This is a genomic window from Bremerella cremea (assembly GCF_003335505.1).
In the GTDB taxonomy this organism is placed as follows: domain Bacteria; phylum Planctomycetota; class Planctomycetia; order Pirellulales; family Pirellulaceae; genus Bremerella; species Bremerella cremea_A.
The window spans coordinates 288,002-305,917 of the sequence record NZ_QPEX01000030.1 but is presented as its reverse complement, the minus strand read 5'-3'; the positions used below and the strand labels follow the sequence as shown (position 1 = coordinate 305,917).

12 protein-coding genes and 1 tRNA gene are annotated in these 17,916 nt (G+C 52.3%); 7 read left to right on the top strand and 6 right to left on the bottom strand.

Features of this window, described 5'->3' with window-relative positions:
* Positions 1 to 2: 2 nt before the first annotated feature.
* Both DTL42_RS16080 and DTL42_RS16075 read right to left on the bottom strand, forming a co-directional pair.
* Positions 3 to 971, bottom strand: a complete 969-nt coding sequence (locus tag DTL42_RS16080; protein WP_114369742.1) for a hypothetical protein — start codon at positions 969 to 971, stop codon at positions 3 to 5.
* A 168-nt stretch (positions 972 to 1,139) separates the two neighbouring features.
* Positions 1,140 to 1,667, bottom strand: a complete 528-nt coding sequence (locus tag DTL42_RS16075) for an RNA polymerase sigma factor (protein WP_114369741.1) — start codon at positions 1,665 to 1,667, stop codon at positions 1,140 to 1,142.
* A gap of 166 nt (positions 1,668 to 1,833) precedes the next feature.
* On the opposite strand from DTL42_RS16075, the gene DTL42_RS16070 reads away from it, so the two are divergent.
* The 3 genes from DTL42_RS16070 to DTL42_RS16060 are packed head-to-tail and all read left to right on the top strand — an operon-like array spanning position 1,834 to position 4,613.
* Positions 1,834 to 2,850, top strand: a complete 1,017-nt coding sequence (locus DTL42_RS16070; protein ID WP_114369740.1) for a hypothetical protein — start codon at positions 1,834 to 1,836, stop codon at positions 2,848 to 2,850.
* Between the two features lie 3 nt (positions 2,851 to 2,853).
* The gene (locus tag DTL42_RS16065; RefSeq protein ID WP_114369739.1) at positions 2,854 to 3,837 is read left to right on the top strand and encodes a hypothetical protein; all 984 of its coding nucleotides are present in this window, start codon (positions 2,854 to 2,856) and stop codon (positions 3,835 to 3,837) included.
* A gap of 26 nt (positions 3,838 to 3,863) precedes the next feature.
* Positions 3,864 to 4,613: a hypothetical protein gene (locus DTL42_RS16060; protein WP_114369738.1), complete on the top strand. Its 750-nt coding sequence runs from the start codon at positions 3,864 to 3,866 to the stop codon at positions 4,611 to 4,613.
* A 584-nt stretch (positions 4,614 to 5,197) separates the two neighbouring features.
* Here DTL42_RS16060 and DTL42_RS16050 read toward each other — a convergent pair.
* A tRNA-Pro gene (locus tag DTL42_RS16050) sits at positions 5,198 to 5,271 on the bottom strand.
* A gap of 699 nt (positions 5,272 to 5,970) precedes the next feature.
* Here DTL42_RS16050 and DTL42_RS16045 point away from each other — a divergent pair.
* Positions 5,971 to 7,977 carry a hypothetical protein gene (locus DTL42_RS16045; RefSeq protein ID WP_114369736.1) on the top strand — a complete coding sequence of 669 codons (2,007 nt, stop codon included), beginning with the start codon at positions 5,971 to 5,973 and terminating at the stop codon, positions 7,975 to 7,977.
* A 130-nt stretch (positions 7,978 to 8,107) separates the two neighbouring features.
* Here the strand turns inward: DTL42_RS16045 and DTL42_RS16040 are convergent, their stop codons facing one another.
* The 3 genes from DTL42_RS16040 to DTL42_RS16030 form a co-directional block, all read right to left on the bottom strand.
* Positions 8,108 to 9,469, bottom strand: coding sequence for a sigma-54-dependent transcriptional regulator (locus DTL42_RS16040; protein ID WP_114369735.1), 1,362 nt, complete (start codon positions 9,467 to 9,469; stop codon positions 8,108 to 8,110).
* Positions 9,470 to 9,473: 4 nt separating this feature from the next.
* Positions 9,474 to 10,835: a two-component system sensor histidine kinase NtrB gene (locus tag DTL42_RS16035; RefSeq protein WP_114369734.1), complete on the bottom strand. Its 1,362-nt coding sequence runs from the start codon at positions 10,833 to 10,835 to the stop codon at positions 9,474 to 9,476.
* Between the two features lie 113 nt (positions 10,836 to 10,948).
* The gene (locus DTL42_RS16030) at positions 10,949 to 11,614 is read right to left on the bottom strand and encodes a carbonic anhydrase (RefSeq protein WP_114369733.1); all 666 of its coding nucleotides are present in this window, start codon (positions 11,612 to 11,614) and stop codon (positions 10,949 to 10,951) included.
* A 410-nt stretch (positions 11,615 to 12,024) separates the two neighbouring features.
* Here DTL42_RS16030 and DTL42_RS16025 point away from each other — a divergent pair, with 410 nt between their 5' ends.
* The 3 genes from DTL42_RS16025 to DTL42_RS16015 are packed head-to-tail and all read left to right on the top strand — an operon-like array spanning position 12,025 to position 17,839.
* A complete protein-coding gene (locus DTL42_RS16025; protein WP_158545418.1) occupies positions 12,025 to 15,027 on the top strand; it encodes a DUF2309 domain-containing protein in 3,003 nt (1,000 codons plus the stop codon).
* Positions 15,027 to 16,415, top strand: coding sequence for a proton-conducting transporter membrane subunit (locus DTL42_RS16020; protein WP_234824233.1), 1,389 nt, complete (start codon positions 15,027 to 15,029; stop codon positions 16,413 to 16,415). The genes DTL42_RS16025 and DTL42_RS16020 overlap by 1 nt, the downstream gene beginning before the upstream one ends.
* Complete coding sequence (locus tag DTL42_RS16015; RefSeq protein ID WP_199590155.1) at positions 16,415 to 17,839, top strand: proton-conducting transporter membrane subunit; 1,425 nt, start codon at positions 16,415 to 16,417, stop codon at positions 17,837 to 17,839. The genes DTL42_RS16020 and DTL42_RS16015 overlap by 1 nt, the downstream gene beginning before the upstream one ends.
* The last annotated feature ends 77 nt before the right edge of the window (positions 17,840 to 17,916 follow it).

Sequence of the window (17,916 nt, the reverse complement as noted above, 5' to 3'; positions counted from 1 at the left end):
TCCTACTTTTGAGGTTCGATAGAAACGTGGTCGTAATAAGCAACTGCCCAGTCCATATCCACGTCCAGATCGCGGATAAAAAGTGCGGCCATCGCGACTTCTTGTTGACGGATCGACTTGACCATTTCGCCGATTAATACGTCGGTTGGGGCTCCGTTTCCCAGGCAAGTGACGAGCAGTCGATTCGTGCTCCTCTGGAGTTCATCGCTAAGATGTTTGCGAGTTTCGAGAGCTTCGTTCATGGCGTGGTCTACCGCCATATCCGCCCCGAAGCCGACAGCCAGCGAGAACAGTTCGCCGAAGAGTGAAACGTTGCCTTGCTCGTCACGCATGGCTTCTCGGGCGGCACTTCCAGCAACGGTGCCACCGACGGCCCCCGCCGCGAAAGCAGTTAATTGACGTGTCGTCGATTCCATGACGGCAGGCATCATCGAATCGATTTCATGGTCCACAGCTTGCTGGAAGCGTGCGAGATCAAGCGGTACGGGACGAAATTTGAGGGGGATTTCTTCCACGTCCAGCATCTGCTCCACCACTAGGTCGTGATCGATCTGTGCGAGCACTTGCGTTAGGGCTTCGGAGGTGACCTTCACCTGCTGCTGTAAATGATCCACCGGAAGGACCTGGTCGACATAGAGTTGCCGCAGCCAGGTTCGGTGGCCGTTAGAATCCGTCAGCATAAGGTGCTTAGACTTCAGCCCCAGGGCGGCATCCGTAAACGCGTCTCGGCCACTCTTGGTCGCGAGATCGGCTGCCGACGATCGCAACTGGTTCAAGAGGAGATCCGCAGCGGCAACCCGCTTCTGATGTGCCTGCTTGAGAGCGGGCACGACTTTCGCCCACGCCCGTTCCTCTTCGGTTTGCGGACCACGCGGAGCAGGTTTCGACGACGGAGGGCTTTGGGCCTGGCATGCCTGGACGGCAAGCACGGCCATCAAAACGGGGACAGAAAAACGCGACAGAGATACCATGAGAGAGTCTCCAAAAAATGGAACGAAAGGAAGGAGTTGACCCGGCTTCAGCCAGGCCAACCAAACGGTTCAAACTGCAAGACAGGACTTGCCGAGCATTGCGGATCTCAGATCCTGAGAAATCCGCAACGAAAGTCGGAATACGTCGTTCGGATTGAGAGAATTGAGCTACTGAGCTTGCTTGACGAGCAGCCCCAGACGACCAATGGCCTCGTCGAATCGCCGCTTGACCGTTTTGTCCGAGAATTCAATCCGGCGATGACGGGCAATCTGGCGAAAGCTGTTGCCTCGAAACCGCAGGATCACGATTCGACGGTCGAGTCGATTGAGTCCGAACAGAAACGAGCGAGTGATCGCGAAGAGCTTTTCAGCAGGAGGTCCTTGGGGCAGTTCCCTTTCCGGAGCGGCAACCATGTCCGCTGGAAAGTCACTGATGTTAAGCCGAGGAGATCGGGCACGATTGGTAAGCTCGTTCCGTAGAATCTTGGTTAGATAGCCAGCGATCGAAGAGTTGATCGTTCCCCCTTTCGATTTCCAAATGTAATATTGGAGATAAACGGTCTGGACCACATCCAGAGCGTCCGCCTCGCTCAGCCCCGAGCGAAGGGCGAGGCAATACAGGAGTGCATAGAGATCTTCGGGAGCGAATGCTCCCGAGGCCAAACGACCCGTCTGGGTAAAAGGATTGTGATTCACTGATCAACTCCCCATCGTTAATACAGTCGAAATGAACCCAAAGTCCTGGACGTGTCATCCGTCCAAGATGCTGAATAGGATTCTGAGTGGCGGGGAGAAAGGAATCGCGCAAGGTTTCTTTTGCGAGGCCAAAAAAGGTCGACGTTTAAATTGAAGGGAGGGATCAATGAGGCATTCGGCGAACTGGTCTTCGGTCGGCAGCCACTCGCTGCAGAGCATCACCAGCATTTTCGATGAGCTTGGCGAATATCGAGAAATCCCGCCGAAGGTTTTGGACCTTCAGGAAGGCCCCGTGCTCGTCGATGAGGATGGCCGAGGGCTTAAGATCCCGTGCAATCTGCTGGTGAGACAAGCTGGAAGAAGTGATTTGATTGCGTCCCGCCGCCGATTCAGTTTGATTAGAAGCAATGTGCTGAGCGACATCGAAGCGATGCACGATCGTCTGCCAGAACCTTGGAGAAATAGTTGGATGGGACCTCAGAGGTCCGCATTAGAGGAGATCGTGAATCGCTTCTTCGGAAATCGCGATCGAGAATTCGGGACGTTTTCCCTTGTTTATGCTCGACGTACGAAGGCAAATCGTTTTCGTGAAACGAACGTTATTCTGCAAGCCCATAAATTTCTAGATACTTTCTTCATGGGAACTTGTGGTGGCTCTCCGGGGCAAGAGTCGGAACTGGGGACACGCGTCCGCTTTGATTTATCGCGTCTCCATTGGAAATCGTTTCGCGATCAAAGAATTGTCGGCGGTGACATGCCTCGAATCGTATGTGTTTGTCACGAAATTCGCCTGTCGCATGCAGATTTTCAACATCAGCTCCGAGCCTATCACGAGCACCGATGGACAATGGCCCGGTGCCGAAAGTCTTCTTCCGGACGAACGATCCTGAGTCCCCAAGATGATGCTGCCCTGATGAACGGCGTTATTCCAGTATTAGCCGAAGAAGAAAACTCGGAACTTTACCGCGACCACATGTCTCAAACGCTTCTGATAAGCCTTACTCGGTTCGAGCTGGATATTCGATATGCCGAAAACCTAACACTGGAATTGGACCCCCGGACGCTCGAATTGATCTCAATACGGCAGTATTATGAGGAAACTGCGGTCGAGATCGGAGTCGGTGGGACATTCGATCAGGCCTTGCTCGGTGCGTCCGCACTTGAATTCGCCTACAGTGTTTGAACCATGACGATCGATCTTCGTAGTATCGCCGAGACGCTGGACATCGTTTTTCAGGCCAAGATGGTGGTCTTGAATAGCGGTGAATTGGAAATTGCTCTGAGTGAGGATGAGGAGCCCAAAGTCGTCTTAAATATTGCCCTGAAACACTTCAATGCGACTCGATCTGTTTCCGCGGGCTTTCCCGGGGAAATCGAAGTTCTCATACGGGGCAAACAACCGCCGGATCTAGGTACTTTGCTCGCTAGTCTGAGCGGCTGTGCGGCAGCCATTGTCGGGCCGGATGAAGCGAATCACGAAATCTATCTTCCATCTGGGCAGAAAAAGGGAGAGTTCATTGTCGAATGTCGCTACCTTCCGTCACAAGAATTCGCCCAACAGGACGAAATATTAGAAGGGGAGAGAAGGGGTATCGAAAGCGAATCTTCACGAGACTTGCGGATTGATCCTCCGAGTATGGATTTTGTTGACAATGAGGAGGATTCTTGGCAAGTGTCACTGATGGAAGAAGTTTATTCGCCTGACGAGCTCGAGCAGCAAGCTTCAACGCCTGGATATGCTCGGCGAGTTGAATTCGTAACAGAATTCAATAAGGATCTTGAGTGTCCGCTGAGCTGGATTTTCTATCGATCGATTCACCCCAAGGATCGCCCCGACAATCTCGAAGCAGCGGGACCGGAGGAACCAACGGACGAAGAATCCTGGCGGGCATATCAGATCAACGGATTTGCTGTGCAGTTCATTGAAAGTGAAGACTTTCGGAGCTTGAGGAACCTAGAGATTCTAATGATCAATAAGGCTCTCGCGTGGAAAAAAACAATCTCGAATTTACAGGTAACCGACGAGCACGGGGCGTTCGATCGAGATGTTCGTGATTTACTAACACTGATTGACATGGTCTCGTCATATATTGGCGAGGCCTGCAAGCCCACGGCAGCAGATAAGAACTCACCCGGTCGGGATCGGGGCGAGGATACGCGGGGTCGTTAGAACTTACGAATTAGAAAGTTTCCGGAATGAGTCTTACCTCGCGGGATCGACCTGCGATTGCCCGCATTTTCGCAAATCTAGTGCGAAGCTGGCCGACCTGCCGCGAGAATGCATCTGAGGATGCCTTACGGGAATTAAGCCAGCTAGAAGCGTATCGAATGGAGGCACTGCGGGGAGCCGACGAGATCGCCAGTTCGCCTGAGAACAAGAAATTAGATCTCTCCACACTGGATCTTGTCCGTCTGCAAGGCGAGCACTTAAGGATCTGGTTTTTGGACCAACTGATGTCAGCGCATCTCGACTCGCAGGATTTATTCTTGCAACTTAAGGCTGAGATCGATGATGCGTATCAGCGTTGTATCTTACGCAATAAGTCAGAGCGTGGACCGGAAAGAGGTCCGGATTTCAAGGCTTACTACTTAAACATGGTCGTTCCGTCGCCGGATCAGGATGAGGGAGAGGTCACTCGAGAAATCGATGGGAAACACGTACCCTTGAACTTCAAAATCTCGGATAAGAAACGTCGAAAGGCGATTCTGTATAAACTGTGGCAAGCTGGTGAGAAAGGAATGTCGCGTGACCAACTGATTCCATTTGTCTACGATGTTGGGGAAGTTGCGAATACAAAGAGTAGTTTGAGGGCTACGGCAACCCAGTTGAAGCCTATCCTAGCGACAATTGGACTTGCAATTGCTAAGAGCCGAAAGGGCACATGGTACACACTCGTAGACCAAGGTTCCTTACACGGATCACATGGCGGCGTAGATCAAGATTAAGACGCGTAATCAAGGCTTTACGGGTAGGGATGTCAGGACGGAAGCCCGCAGCAACGGGACGTTCATATCGTGAAGACGCATGCTACTCGTGGATTGGCCGGAACGGTAAGACAGAACGTATTGCCTGGACTGAAAGAGAACGTTGAAGCATACGCCTTCTCCTCCGAAGGCAAGGGTATTTTTAGAAACCCATTTTGGAGGATTGAGTCCAAGTTGGTCGGTGACTATCTGGGCACAACGGATCAAATCTTTGGGGGGACAGCATCCCGCCTCTTTATCTCGCTCTAGCCATTCCATCGAACAACTCCCGTGCAGAAGACTAATTCAGTACAGGGTCATTTGAGCGATAGAAGCGTAAGGTTTGGCGAAAGACTTCCTTACCCACCTTCCCGTTTGTGATTCAGAACCTATTTTAAGCGGATCTGCAGAAAACGGGTACCAGCCTAGAAATTACGTCGGTATGCTAATGGGCAGAGATAAGGGCAGAGTTAATGAGTGAAAACCACTCTATTTCTCTGCCCACCAGTCCATTTCCCATTTCTAGGAAGTCGTAGAAAACACTGGTTTTTCCGGCGTTTTTGAAGTCGGGGTGACACGATTTGAACGTGCGACCTCTGCGTCCCGAACGCAGCGCTCTACCAGGCTGAGCCACACCCCGAGGCACCTAAGCCGTTTAATTGCAATGGCTTATGGTGTGAATTTTACGCTTGATACTGGAATCACTCTTTGTATCTTTGGAAATGCTTTTGCGGAGCTTCCAAAGCGTAAAGCGTTAGTTTACCTGATCGTGTAGACGCGGAAAAGACGTCACTGGTTCGCGATTTTACAAGCAGCTTTATGGAGGGGATTATTCATCGCCTGACGCCTCGGGCGATGGCTCTGGAAAGCTGATGCTACCTTGAAAAAGCAACTGATTTAATCGGTCTACGGTGAAAGGCAATGGGACTTCAGCCTGTCTCCAAGAGGTTGCCTCGTTTCTTTACCAATGTGTGTCGTGCACATGAACTCATTAGAGTTTAGTAGCCTGTTGAATTTCTAGGATCAGCTACGTTATTGCGATTGACGCGCCGATTCCCTGCCAGGTGTGCTGTATCCGGTAAGACGTTTGATTCCGCACTCCTTCTGCTGTGGCAAACCTCGAAGCTGACGCAATTGCTAGAGTCAATTTCCTACCGGGAAGCCGCCAAACAACGTCTCTAGAAACGCATAATTACCCGTTTTTTTTCATAACTTACAAATCGCGCACTTTCCTTGAAACAGGCTCGTGAAGACGAGACCGGAAGGTAGAATTAAAAGTCCATTGCTAGCGTGCCTATTGCCGCTGCTCATCTTGCTGGTTCTCAGGGAATTTGACTTCATGCGTTTTAATTCGCTCTGCTTCCGTCTGGCGTGCTTGTTTGTTTTATTGGCAAGCGGCATTTCTGCATTCGCCCAAGACCAGCCCCAGCCCCCAAAACCACCTGCGGAAAAACTTGTCGAGTCTTGGGCGAAACTGGCCCATCGCAAGCGGCCGCCGCAAATACATAAGGCCAACGAATTCGATTTAAGCGGCCCTGCGGTTTCCAAGACGTCGATTTCCAAAGATGGCAGTACGCTGCTAGTTCTCGACACCGAGGGGGCCTTGGTAACGTGGAATTTGAAGACTGGCGAGCAGATCGCCCGTATCCTGCCAGAGCAAGCGTCGCCTGATTCGGAGATCACCATCTCAGACAACGGCAATTCGGTTGTGATTGGATATCCCTCAGGTCTAATTGAAGTTTACGTCCCCCCGAAAACGAAACCGTTGATCCGCTACGATGCGTTTAAAACTCCCATCGCAATGGTACGCCTCTCAGCAGATCAAAACCGTGTCATCGCCATCGATCAGTTCGGCAAGTCGTTCGAAGTGGATGCGTTTGGTAAATCCAAAGGGTTCGATCCTGGCCCCACCGAAGATACCGTCGTTCAAAGTTTGATCGCGGCCGGTGGCAGGCAAGAACCGTGGTGGAAAGTTCACGTCGGCCCAGAGAACAAAGTCACCGATGTTTACTACGACGGTCACGAGCGTTCAGAAAATCACCTGGAACTAGAACCGCCGCAATTCATCGATTCGGCAAACGACAATTTCATGGTCGGAGGCCCTCATCAACTTGCTTGGGTAATCCTTTATTACAAAGGGGAAGACAAATACGAACCCACTTTTAAGCAGATCGATATTGCCGAAACACTTTATGATGCAGCTTTAGTCGACTACAACAATTGGATCTGGACACTGACCGACAAGCGACTTGAAGTACGAGAGACATCCTTTGGACGTCCGGCCAAGTTTGTCGAACTGCCAGCGGAACTTCCTCCTGAACATACCCAAATTTTGCCCAACGGCGAAACACTGGTCACCATCACCCCGGAAGGGCACGTGACTCGCTGGGATGCCTATCTTGATACCACATCAGGGATCAGTAGGCTCTCGGTTTCTGTTTCCAACGAAAGTTTTCGTCAACGATTCGATGCGTTGGAAATGATCGCCCAGCAGTGGAACGGACGTGTCGATCACTTCGAAGACAAAGAACACGAAACGCCCTACACGTTCCTGATGCGATCGGTGCAAGCAATCGCCCCGAGACTGAAAGGGAGCGACGAAGATCAGCCATATCCATCCCTGCATAAATGGATTGAAGAAAACCCCGACAACTCCCAGTTCATGCGTATCGTCTTGTTCCGCTTGTACCTGGCCGATGGCTACCGAATTCGTGGCGGAGGCTACGCCAATAGCGTGCCGGAAGATGCCTGGGAAGCCTTCTACGACAACATGGAAAAATCATGGGAAGTCGTGGCACCGGTGTTCGACCAACAAGACGTTCCGGCGGAAGCGTATACCTGTGCGATTATTGCCGGTAAGAACTTACAGTGGGAACGGGAAGAGGTGAACAAATACCTGCGTCAGGCTTTCGAGAAATACCCCAACTACCATCGCACGTTCGCTGAAGAAGCGGTCGCCCGCCTTCCGCGTTGGGGCGGCCGACCAGGCGAAACTGGCTATCTGGCCCGCTTCACCGCCGACAAACTAGGAGGCGTCGAAGGTGACATCATGTACGCCCGCATCGCTCAACACGTTTCCCGTTTCGTCAGCTGGGACGATATCGATACCGAAACCGATTTCTCACGCGAGCGGATCATGAAAGGAATGTTGGCGATTACCGAAACCACCGAAGATGCCTTCGCCATCAATCAAACTCTGTTGCTAGCCGCCAAATGGGAAGACGAAGAGTCTGGACTTAAAGCCGCCAAACGCTTGGTCGAACTCGACCTCAGACCCGTAAGCCAAATCTGGCCTGAGAAGTACGATTTGATCGACAAGGTCTACCGACAGGCAAAAATGCCTTAGAGCTACCCAAGGCTCGACGGTTGAGACCTTCGCCGACAAAGGTGTCTCCTTCAAACTCAGCGTGCGAGGATCTATCACGCTGACGATTGACAAAAGCGTCGCCAATCCAACAGGGGCGACCAACAGATGCCTAATGCAAACCGTAACGGCTCATCTTGTAGTGCAGCGTCCGCACGCTGACTCCTAGCACACGGGCAGTCTGCTCGCGATGAAAATCGTTGGCTGCCAGGGAAGCTAAGATCGCTTCTTTTTCGGCTAACTCGGTTACCTCCGCCAACGAACGAATCTCACTTGGGGAAACCTTAGCCCCCCCCGAACTTAGTTCCGCAGGCAAGCTGTTGGCGGTAATCGTCTCTTTGTTGACGGTAACCACCAATCGCTCAATCACGTTTCGAAGCTGACGAACATTGCCTGGCCAACTCGCCGACATCAGCACTTGCATTGCGTCATTATCTAGGGTTTTTAGCTGCCTCTGATGACGTGTGCAAAAGTGATTCAAGAAGTGTTCGACTAAAAGAGGAATGTCCTCACGCCGCTGTCGCAACGGAGGCACTTCAATGGGAACAATGTTGAGCCGGTAATAAAGATCCTCACGAAAAGCCCCCTCTTCCACAAGCTGTGGAATGTCTCGGTTGGTTGCCGACACGATACGAGCATCAGACGAAAAGATCCCCTCCCCCCCTACCCTTGTGAACTGCCCGGTTTCGAGCACACGCAACAGATCGACCTGGCACTTCATCGGAATTTCAGTAATCTCGTCCAGGAAAAGAGTTCCTCGCATCGACTGCTCGAAACAGCCAGGCTTCTGGCGAAACGCTCCTGTAAAGGCACCTTTTTCGTGACCAAACAATTCACTTTCCAGTAAGTTCACTGGCAACGCACCCAAGTTGATGGGCACAAAGGGAAAAGTCGAGCGCTTACTCAAATCGTGAATGGCTTTCGCCAGCAATTCTTTGCCGGTGCCACTTTCACCATGAATCAGCACCGTAGCATCGGTATCGGCAACTTGTCGGATTTGCAGCAGCACTTCGCTGAGGGCCCGACAATTGCCGATGATATTCGGCAACTCGCCTGCTTTGGCTAAGCGGTCTTTCAGGAAACGATTTTCCGTCAGCAAGCGATGATGTTCTACCGCTTTGGCGATCTGCTGCCGGATTAAATTCAGATCGACCGGCTTGGTAATGAAGTCGAATGCCCCACGGCGCATCGCATCGACCGCCATTTCGACGGTACCATGGGCCGTAATCATGATCATCGTCGTATTGGGTTTGCGCTGCTGAATCAGCGATAAGAGTTCCAATCCGTCACGATCCCCAGGCAACCGCACATCAGCAATGACGATTTGGAAGTTGCCCGCGTCGAACTTATCGATCGCCTCATTGACGTTGCTTGCGGTATCGATGCCGTCGACTTCTTTTTCAAGCCCTTTGGCCAAGCCAGAACGAATGTTGGGCTCGTCGTCTACCAGCAAAATACGAAACGCTTCGTCCATGGGGTTAGTCCGAGAGAGAAGAGACTTGTTCAGTGGGCAAAGTTATCACAAAAGTCGTCCCTTCCTTACTGCTAAGAAAGTCCAGATTCCCATTATGCTGTCGGACGATTTTGTCACACAAGGAAAGCCCCAGCCCGGTTCCTTCGCTCTTGGTCGTGAAATAAGCATCAAACACTCGTTCGCGGAGTTTTTCAGGAATTCCATTTCCTGTATCGGATATTTCTACGCGAACGAATTCAGGCGTCGTAGATGCCGTAACGATGAGTTCGCCTCCGTTGGGCATGGCTTGCATTGCGTTGACGAAAAGATTTAGCAAAGCTTGTTCCATTCGGACAAGGTCTGCCGTTATTTTTGGCAAAGGAGGCTGCGGCAGAACACACCGAACCACAATTCCTTGCTGCCTAGCTTGAGGAATCGCCAAATCGACCTGCCGTTGAATGAGACGCGCCAGATTGATCGGCTCTAGGTTCAACTTGTCCATCGATGCGAAATCGCGAAAGCTCTCTAACACCCCTCCGATGCGTGTCATTTCTGCCTTGATAACGGCCAGCATCTGTTGAACTTCCTCGGAAACTTGACTTTCCTCAAGTTGCTCTTCCAAGAGTTGTACATGCAACGATACGGCTGCCAGCGGGTTGCGGATTTCGTGATGGAGTCCCGCCGCCAAGGAACCGAGCCCCATGTAGCGTTCCATTCGCCGCATCCGCTCTTCGATCAAAACCCGTTCGGTCACGTCGAGAAGCTGCAAGACCTGCCCGATTTTCTCTCCTTCAAAGTTATTCAAGGTTTGGCAAGTTGCCCGGACGGTTCTTCCATTGGTGCTCGAGTGAAAATCGCGTGTCAGCAACACCGAATCGTCCGCTTGCCAGTCCGTCAAAAAACGATCCAGGGCAATCGCTGTGGACAACGTTTTGACATGCTTATCGACGCAGTCTGGCTTCACCCCCAACAATTCCATCCCTTGCCGGTTGATACTGGTGACGTAGCCCTTGCAATCGGTCGTGATGACGGCCTGATCCATGCTACTTAAAATATCCCCCGCCAGGGCTTTAAGATCTCGCAAGGACTCTTGAGACGAGCTGTAAGCACGAGAAAGCAGAATCAGCGTTAGGCCGGTACCGATTAGGTTAATCACCACCAGAATGGAAAGCCGAAACTGCCATCCTAATTCAACGGCTAACTCTTTGGCGGTAGCCGTTGAATCACGGGGCAGCTTAAGAGTTAACTCCTCGACAATGTCCTGTTCCCGCCAAAAGTCAGGCACGGTCCAGAGAGTGATTACGAGAGCGGCCAAACTAAGTAGCAACAGCCCGGCAATCGGAAGTCGGAAACCATTTCCTGCACGGGCTGGCTGTGTTCGAAACATGGGGAGAGCTAGAGCAAAACCTCAATAAATAGCGTTTCGATCATTATGATCAATTCCCGAGCGTCACGCAGCGGTCTTGCTGGCGGAACGCTTGAAACGACTATTCGAGTACGTCAGATTGGCGGCAAGCTGCGTTGCAATTCGTTGACCGGGGAAGCCGCATCTTGGAGAGAAAGAAACTGATTTTGATCGGGGTCAAAAGCAAAGACATCCCCGGTCTCAAACTTATAAACCCAGCCATGAAGCTTTACGTCTCCACGCCCAATCGCTGCAGCGACAGACGGGTGGGTTCTCAGGCTTTCTAATTGCACCAAAACATTCTCTTCTACCGTCAGAGTCAGCCGTTGGGCCGGATCGGACAGGTGAGCATAGTTTTCCTCGACAATCCGCCGGGTAGCTTCCGCGTGCTGCAGATAGGCCCGCACGGCAGGCATATTCTCAATCATTTCCGGCGATAACAGGCCAGACATTGCCCCACAGTGCGAGTGGCCGCAGATGATAATGTCGCGGACTTTTAAGGCAGACACCGCATATTCAATCGTGGCCGCCTCGCCGCCGAGAACCGCCCCATAAGGAGGCACGATATTCCCCGCCGTTCTCTGAATGAACAGCTCACCAGGATTGGTCTGCGTGAGGCGACTCGGGTCGATTCGAGAATCGGAACAGGTAATAAACAAGGCCAAAGGGTGCTGCCCTTCGACTAGTGTCTCAAAGAGCTTCTGATCATGACTGAATTGCTCACGTTGAAAGCGATGGATTCCCTGAACTAGCCGCTGCATCAGTCGTTCCTTAGGTGCTTCAAAGCAAAAAGTGCAAATAATTGCACAGCATCTGCAATATTCTGCGTAGCAGACATCACCATGATTCTATTCATCCCCTGGTGTTCTGTCCTCACCATTTACTGAATTTTTGAGAACGAAAGGCATTTGTCCGAATTTCAAATGCCGATTAGGGATAACGCGCACTTGACACCTTGAAAACAAAAGTTCGGCGCAGGTGTGGTACAACACTTGCATATCAGGGGCGCTGACGCACAACCTTTCATGCCCCCCTTATGGAAGCATGGATACTGATTCTTCCCTCGTACTCTGCATGTAAGCCCAGGCTCGATTTACTCTTGGAACACACTACGGACTCTACGGCTACTGCGGTTAAAGATCATTCCGGGCCAGAAGGAATACGCGCCTTGGTGCAGCACGCTGCGCACCTTTTGCCCTCTCAAGGGCCAATCGAAGTATTCGTTCACCACAATACACTGCATGCGTTCGAAAACCAGAACTTTCATCAGGCGGTCAAAGAAGGCCTGGAACGATACGGAGCTCAACCCTATTTACCTGAGCAAGAGTATCGCCAGTTGCTGAAAGGTGGCCGTATCACGGCTGAAGACCTTCAGGCAGTCTTAAGAGAGAACCTGGGCGAACATAACCAAGAGCGAATTAACGGCCTGGGAACGCGCGAGCAAATTCGCCTGGCGATGCTTCGTCATCCAGTCCACGTCGGCTCGGATGCAGAGCTGCAATGGATCCTGGCCGAAACCGATACGCTCGAACGATTTCGCGCTGAGGTCTCCCAAGATCATCGCGACCGGATCCTCGCCGGGGCACGGCAATGGTTGCACCACGAGCAGACCGCAGCTTATGCAGATATGGATGGCGTGCTAGCGAGACTTGGCCGCAATCCTCAGGCATGGAATGATGCCGCCTGGGAAAAGTTTTCGCTGCACCTGCTTTGGAGAATCTGCTGCAACGGAATTCGGTCGATTACCCCCAAACAAGTCACCCATCATTACATACGTCCACGCGACTTGTTGTTAAATTCACTGGGCGAGGATATTGATCGCAACGTCCACGACCTGTTAATCCGGTTTTGCGCGGCCTACGTCGACCAAGGGTATTCCGATTGGGAGCTGCCATGTCGCGACCAAGGCTTCTATCAAGCGTTTCTGACTCTGTATTCCCAAGAGAATTGGTTAGCCGACCTTTGGCTACAGGGACTTCCCGCCGAGTTGCGTCGCTTGCAGCATTCCGGCATTACGCCTGAAGCATCAATCGAGGAATCGCTGGGTAAGCTCGGAATTGCGGAGCATGATCGGGAAGAGTTCATTACGCAAACGCTGCTTAGCCTGCGTGGCTGGGCAGGAATCGTCTGGCAACTGGAATCAGGGGCTGGACCAGTCGTTCATCCTATCGCCCCAGACTCTTTGCTAGGTCTGTTGGCCATTAAGCTCATTCTCGAACGTTTTGCCATCGCCAGCATTGGCTTGGAGGAAATGGGCAAACGCAGCGAAGTTATCGACGTGCTGCAATTCGCTCGCACGAAACAAACGACACTGCACCCCTTAAGCGTGGAACGCAGAGCATTCCTTTTGTTTCAGGTTGCCCAGACACTGGGCTGGCAACCGCTGCAGCTTCACGAACTGAACAGTTCGCAATGGCAAGAGCTGTTGGATGAAGCGGATGGTTTTTCTCCTATCGAACGTCGTCGCACGTACCACGAAGCGTTTGAACGAAAATACCGTCGCGAAGCCTTGGATGCTTTTGTTAATCACACTAAGAACCAGCAGCAGATAGCAAGAGAACACAAGTTACAACGTCCCGATTTCCAAATCCTGACCTGTATCGACGACCGAGAAGAATCGTTCCGGCGGCACTTAGAAGAAGCCCACCCCGAATGCGAGACGTTTGGTGCGGCAGGCTTCTTTGCGGTGGCCATGTATTATCGAGGAGCAGCCGATAGCTTCTACCAACCGTTGTGCCCCAATGTGATTACCCCTAGCCACTACGTTCAAGAGGACGTTGGCTATACCTTTGAAGGGATGCATCGCGAGCGGGCCGAGTTGCGGCGACGACTGGGGTTAGCAAGTCACGTGTTTAACACGCGCAGCCGAACCTTCTTAGGCGGAATTCTGGCAGGTATTGTTGGGACGTTGGCGACGGTTCCCCTGGTGGCCAGCGTGCTCTTTCCCCATTTAACGTCTCGTATCCGCAGAAGATTCGGGGCCTTGGTACAACCACCGCCCGTCACAACGCTTCAACTGGAACGCTATCAAGACGCCCCTGGTCCCGATAACGGACACGTCGGGTTTACCTGCGACGAAATGGCTGCGGTGGTCGTACGTCTGTTGCAAGACATCGGCCTTACTAGCCCGCAAGCATTTTCTCGCCTCTTTGTTGTTTGTGGTCACGGCTCGTCGAGCTTGAATAACCCTCACGAATCGGCCTACTGCTGCGGGGCATGTGCCGGTAAACGTGGCGGTCCGAATGCCAGGGCATTCGCTAAAATGGCCAACGATTGGCGGGTCCGTGCCAAGGTTAAAGAGTCTGGCATCACCATTCCCAACGATACCGTTTTTGTGGGTGCCTACCACAACACTTGCGACGATTCGGTCAGGTTCTTTGACCTCGACCAGTTGCCTGCGTCGCACCGTAAAGATTTCGAGACGGCCCACGCAGCGATCGAAGAGGCGCGCCAACGCAATGCCCATGAGCGCTGCCGACGTTTTGCTTCGGCCCCCCTTTCCATTTCCCCCAGAGAAGCACTTCGTCATGTCGAAGGACGCGCCCAAGACATCTCGCAGGCTCGTCCTGAATACAACCACGCAACCAATGCAATCTGCGTAGTTGGGCGACGTGCATGGTCACGCGGACTATTCCTTGACCGCCGGGCATTTCTTACTTCTTACGATCCCTTCCAAGACAACGAAGAGCACGCCATCCTTGCCCGTATATTGGCAGCGGCGATTCCTGTTTGTGCCGGCATCAATCTGGAATACTACTTTTCGCGAGTTGACCATATTGTTTATGGTTCTGGATCGAAGTTGCCGCACAACATTGTGTCGATGCTGGGCGTCATGGAAGGAACTGCGAGTGACCTAAGGACGGGCCTTTACCAGCAAATGGTCGAGATTCACGATCCTCTTCGGATGCTATTTGTTATCGAAACAACCCCGGAAGCCATGCTTTCCATTATGGAACGCAACGAGACTATCGGGCGATTATGTCGCGGTGGTTGGCTTCACCTGGCAGTGATCGACCCCGAAAACTCTGCCGTGCAAATTTATCGCAATGGTCGTTTCGAGCCTTACGACTTCGGGGGTACTTTTCTCCCTTTAGCATCTTCGTCTTTGGCATGTTATCAAGGATCTAGAGATAACGTGCAATTTTTTGCGATCGCGGAAACAACGGAGCCGTGATGACCATCGAATTATTGCTACACATTCTCGGCGTGGTCGTCGTCGCCAGCCCAGCCGTCTTATTCAGTGCGCTAGGCCTGCCGCTCTTGCTTGGGTTTCACCTTGGCGAAGGCGTTCAAGCGACGTTAACCAAGACTGCCGTCGTGGCCGGGTTTATGGCCTCGGTAGGTATTCTTGGTGTAATGCTAACCTTCGGATTACGCCACGTTCCGATCGAATTCGGCAACTGGGTAGCCATCCCTCAAGAACACTTTCATTTCCATTTGAAATTTGTTTTTGATCGCCTTTCGGTTCCCTTTGTGATTTTGTCGTTTTTACTCTGCGGAACCGTCGGAGCCTTCGCAGCGGTTTACCTTCATCGAGACCGCGGTTATCGACGCTTCTTCCTACTCTATGCATTGTTTCTTTTGGGTATGGTGGTTTCCTCGTTGGCGGGCACCATCGAAACGTTGTTTTTTGGGTGGGAACTGGTCGGCCTGTCGTCGGCACTTCTGGTCGCCTATTTCCACGAGCGTCCTGGTCCTGTTCGTAACGGCCTGCGAGTTTGGGCTACCTACCGCATCGCGGATGCTGCTTTCCTAATAGCGGCGTTAGCATTGCATCACTTAACCGGTGCGGGCGATTTCGATGGCTTGATGGGCTCTGGTCCCTGGCCATACGGAGTGGCAGCGATCGACTCGACGTCAGCCTTAGTGGTTGGTCTTCTCTTGCTTCTGGCAGCAGCAGGCAAATCCGGCATGGTCCCCTTTTCCGGCTGGATCCCTCGGGCAATGGAAGGGCCAACACCATCGAGTGCGGTGTTCTACGGAGCGTTATCCGTTCACCTGGGTGTGTTCCTCTTATTGCGAGTCAGTCCACTGCTAGAAGTCTCGCTGCCTCTGCGAATTATGGTGGTGTTACTGGGACTGGCCTCGGCGATCTTTGGAGCGATTGCCTCCCGCGCCCAATGCGATGTGAAGAACGCCCTGGCCTTTGCTTCGCTAACCCAAGTCGGGATCATTACGGTCGAAATTGGTTTCGGCCTGCACTATATCGCCTTGATTCATATGATTGGGCATGCCTGCCTAAGAACCTTACAACTATTGCGGTCACCTTCCGTCCTGAAGGACTTCCGCATGCTGGAAAACGCTGTGGGAACGCACCTGGGCGTTGATACATCCGGCACCTCCAAGCCGTTGGTGCCCAGTAAGATTTGGTTATATCGATTTGCGATGGAACGTGGCTTTCTCGATGCGTTGTTGAATCGTTGGATTATCTTTCCATTCCTGAGCATCTTTCGTTTCTGCGATGCTTTAGAGAAACGCTGGACCAATCTCCTTTCTGGCGGTAACTCACGAGAGTCTGATGGCCTGGCTCCTTACGGAGATTCACTGGAGGACATCACGTGATGCCTGAAATTCACTTACCCTGGTTGGGCTTGTCGATATTGCTGCCGCTAATTGGCGCGATCATCGCCTCTTGGATGAAAGACAGCGAGCGTGCCAAGCTGCTCAGCGTTGTAATCTGCAGCGTCACCTTGTTGCTGGCTTGTGGCGAATGGGCAGATTTCGCATTGCTGCCTTCCTTCCCGTTACAAGACCAAGGCCCCCTCTTTCGCCTCTTCAATCTCAACAGCTTTTTTGTTGTTGACGAGTTTAGCGCCCCACTCATACCACTTGCAGCGTTGCTTTATTTAGCAACCGTCCTGACTACCCTTCGCACGAAGGTTAATCGCTTTTCGTTCAAATGGACGCTGTTTTCAGAAGCGGTGCTGCTTGCCACCCTGGGCTGTCACGAACCATGGCTCATTATTTTGCTCCTCGCCGTGGGTGTCATTCCTCCCTGGATCGAGTTGCGTAAGCGTCGCCAGTCAACGCGAGTCTACGAGCTCCACATGGGCCTATGCTTGGCTTTGCTGATATTGGGTCAATGGCTAGCGGGACCCGGGGCTTCTGCCAGTAATCCGCCTATTTTGGCCGGATGCCTGCTGACAGCTGGGGCCTTGATTCGTAGCGGAATCTGCCCCCTGCACTGCTGGATGACCGACTTATTCGAGAAGGCGACGTTCGGCACGGCCCTGCTGTTTGTCACGCCGATGGCCGGCACCTATGCGATTATGCGGCTAGTGTTCCCGATTGCACCAACTTGGGCATTGCAAAGCATTGCGATTTTGTCCCTAATCACGGCCGTCTATGCTGCCGGCATGGCTCTGGTTCAACACGAATCTCGCCGTTTCTTTTGCTACCTATTCTTGAGTCATTCCTCGCTTGTTCTGGTCGGCCTGGAAATGGCGACCCCGATCGGGCTCACTGGTGCTTTGTGCGTTTGGTTTTCCGTGGGAATCTCACAACTGGGATTCGGGCTGGCCTTAAGGTCAGTTGAAGCCCGAACCGGTCGGCTTTCACTCGACGGCTTTCACGGGCTGTACGAACACACGCCGTTTCTCGCCAACATGTTCTTGCTAACCGGCTTGGCTTCGATTGGCTTCCCCGGCACGATTGGTTTCATCGGTACGGAACTGCTGGTCGAGGGGGCCGTAGATGTCTACCCCATGATCGGCTTCGCCGTTGTGCTTGCGGCAGCATTGAATGGCATTGCCGTCGTCAAAGCGTACTTTCACGTTTTCACCGGCACACGCCATGTATCGACCGTGTCGCTTGTGTGTCGTCCCTCTGAACGCGTGATGATCTTGACGATTGTGGTGCTGATTATTGGAGGTGGTATCTATCCACATCCAGGAGTCGTTTCGCGATACAACGCGGCAACTGCCTTAATCAAAATGCGTGATGCTGGCGAAGAAGCAGCAACCGAAATCAACCACTCAGCCAATTAAAGAAATAACGAAGTTCGTCTCTCAAACTCTATATATTGACGACTGCGCCGCCAATCCAACAAGGGCGACCAACGGAA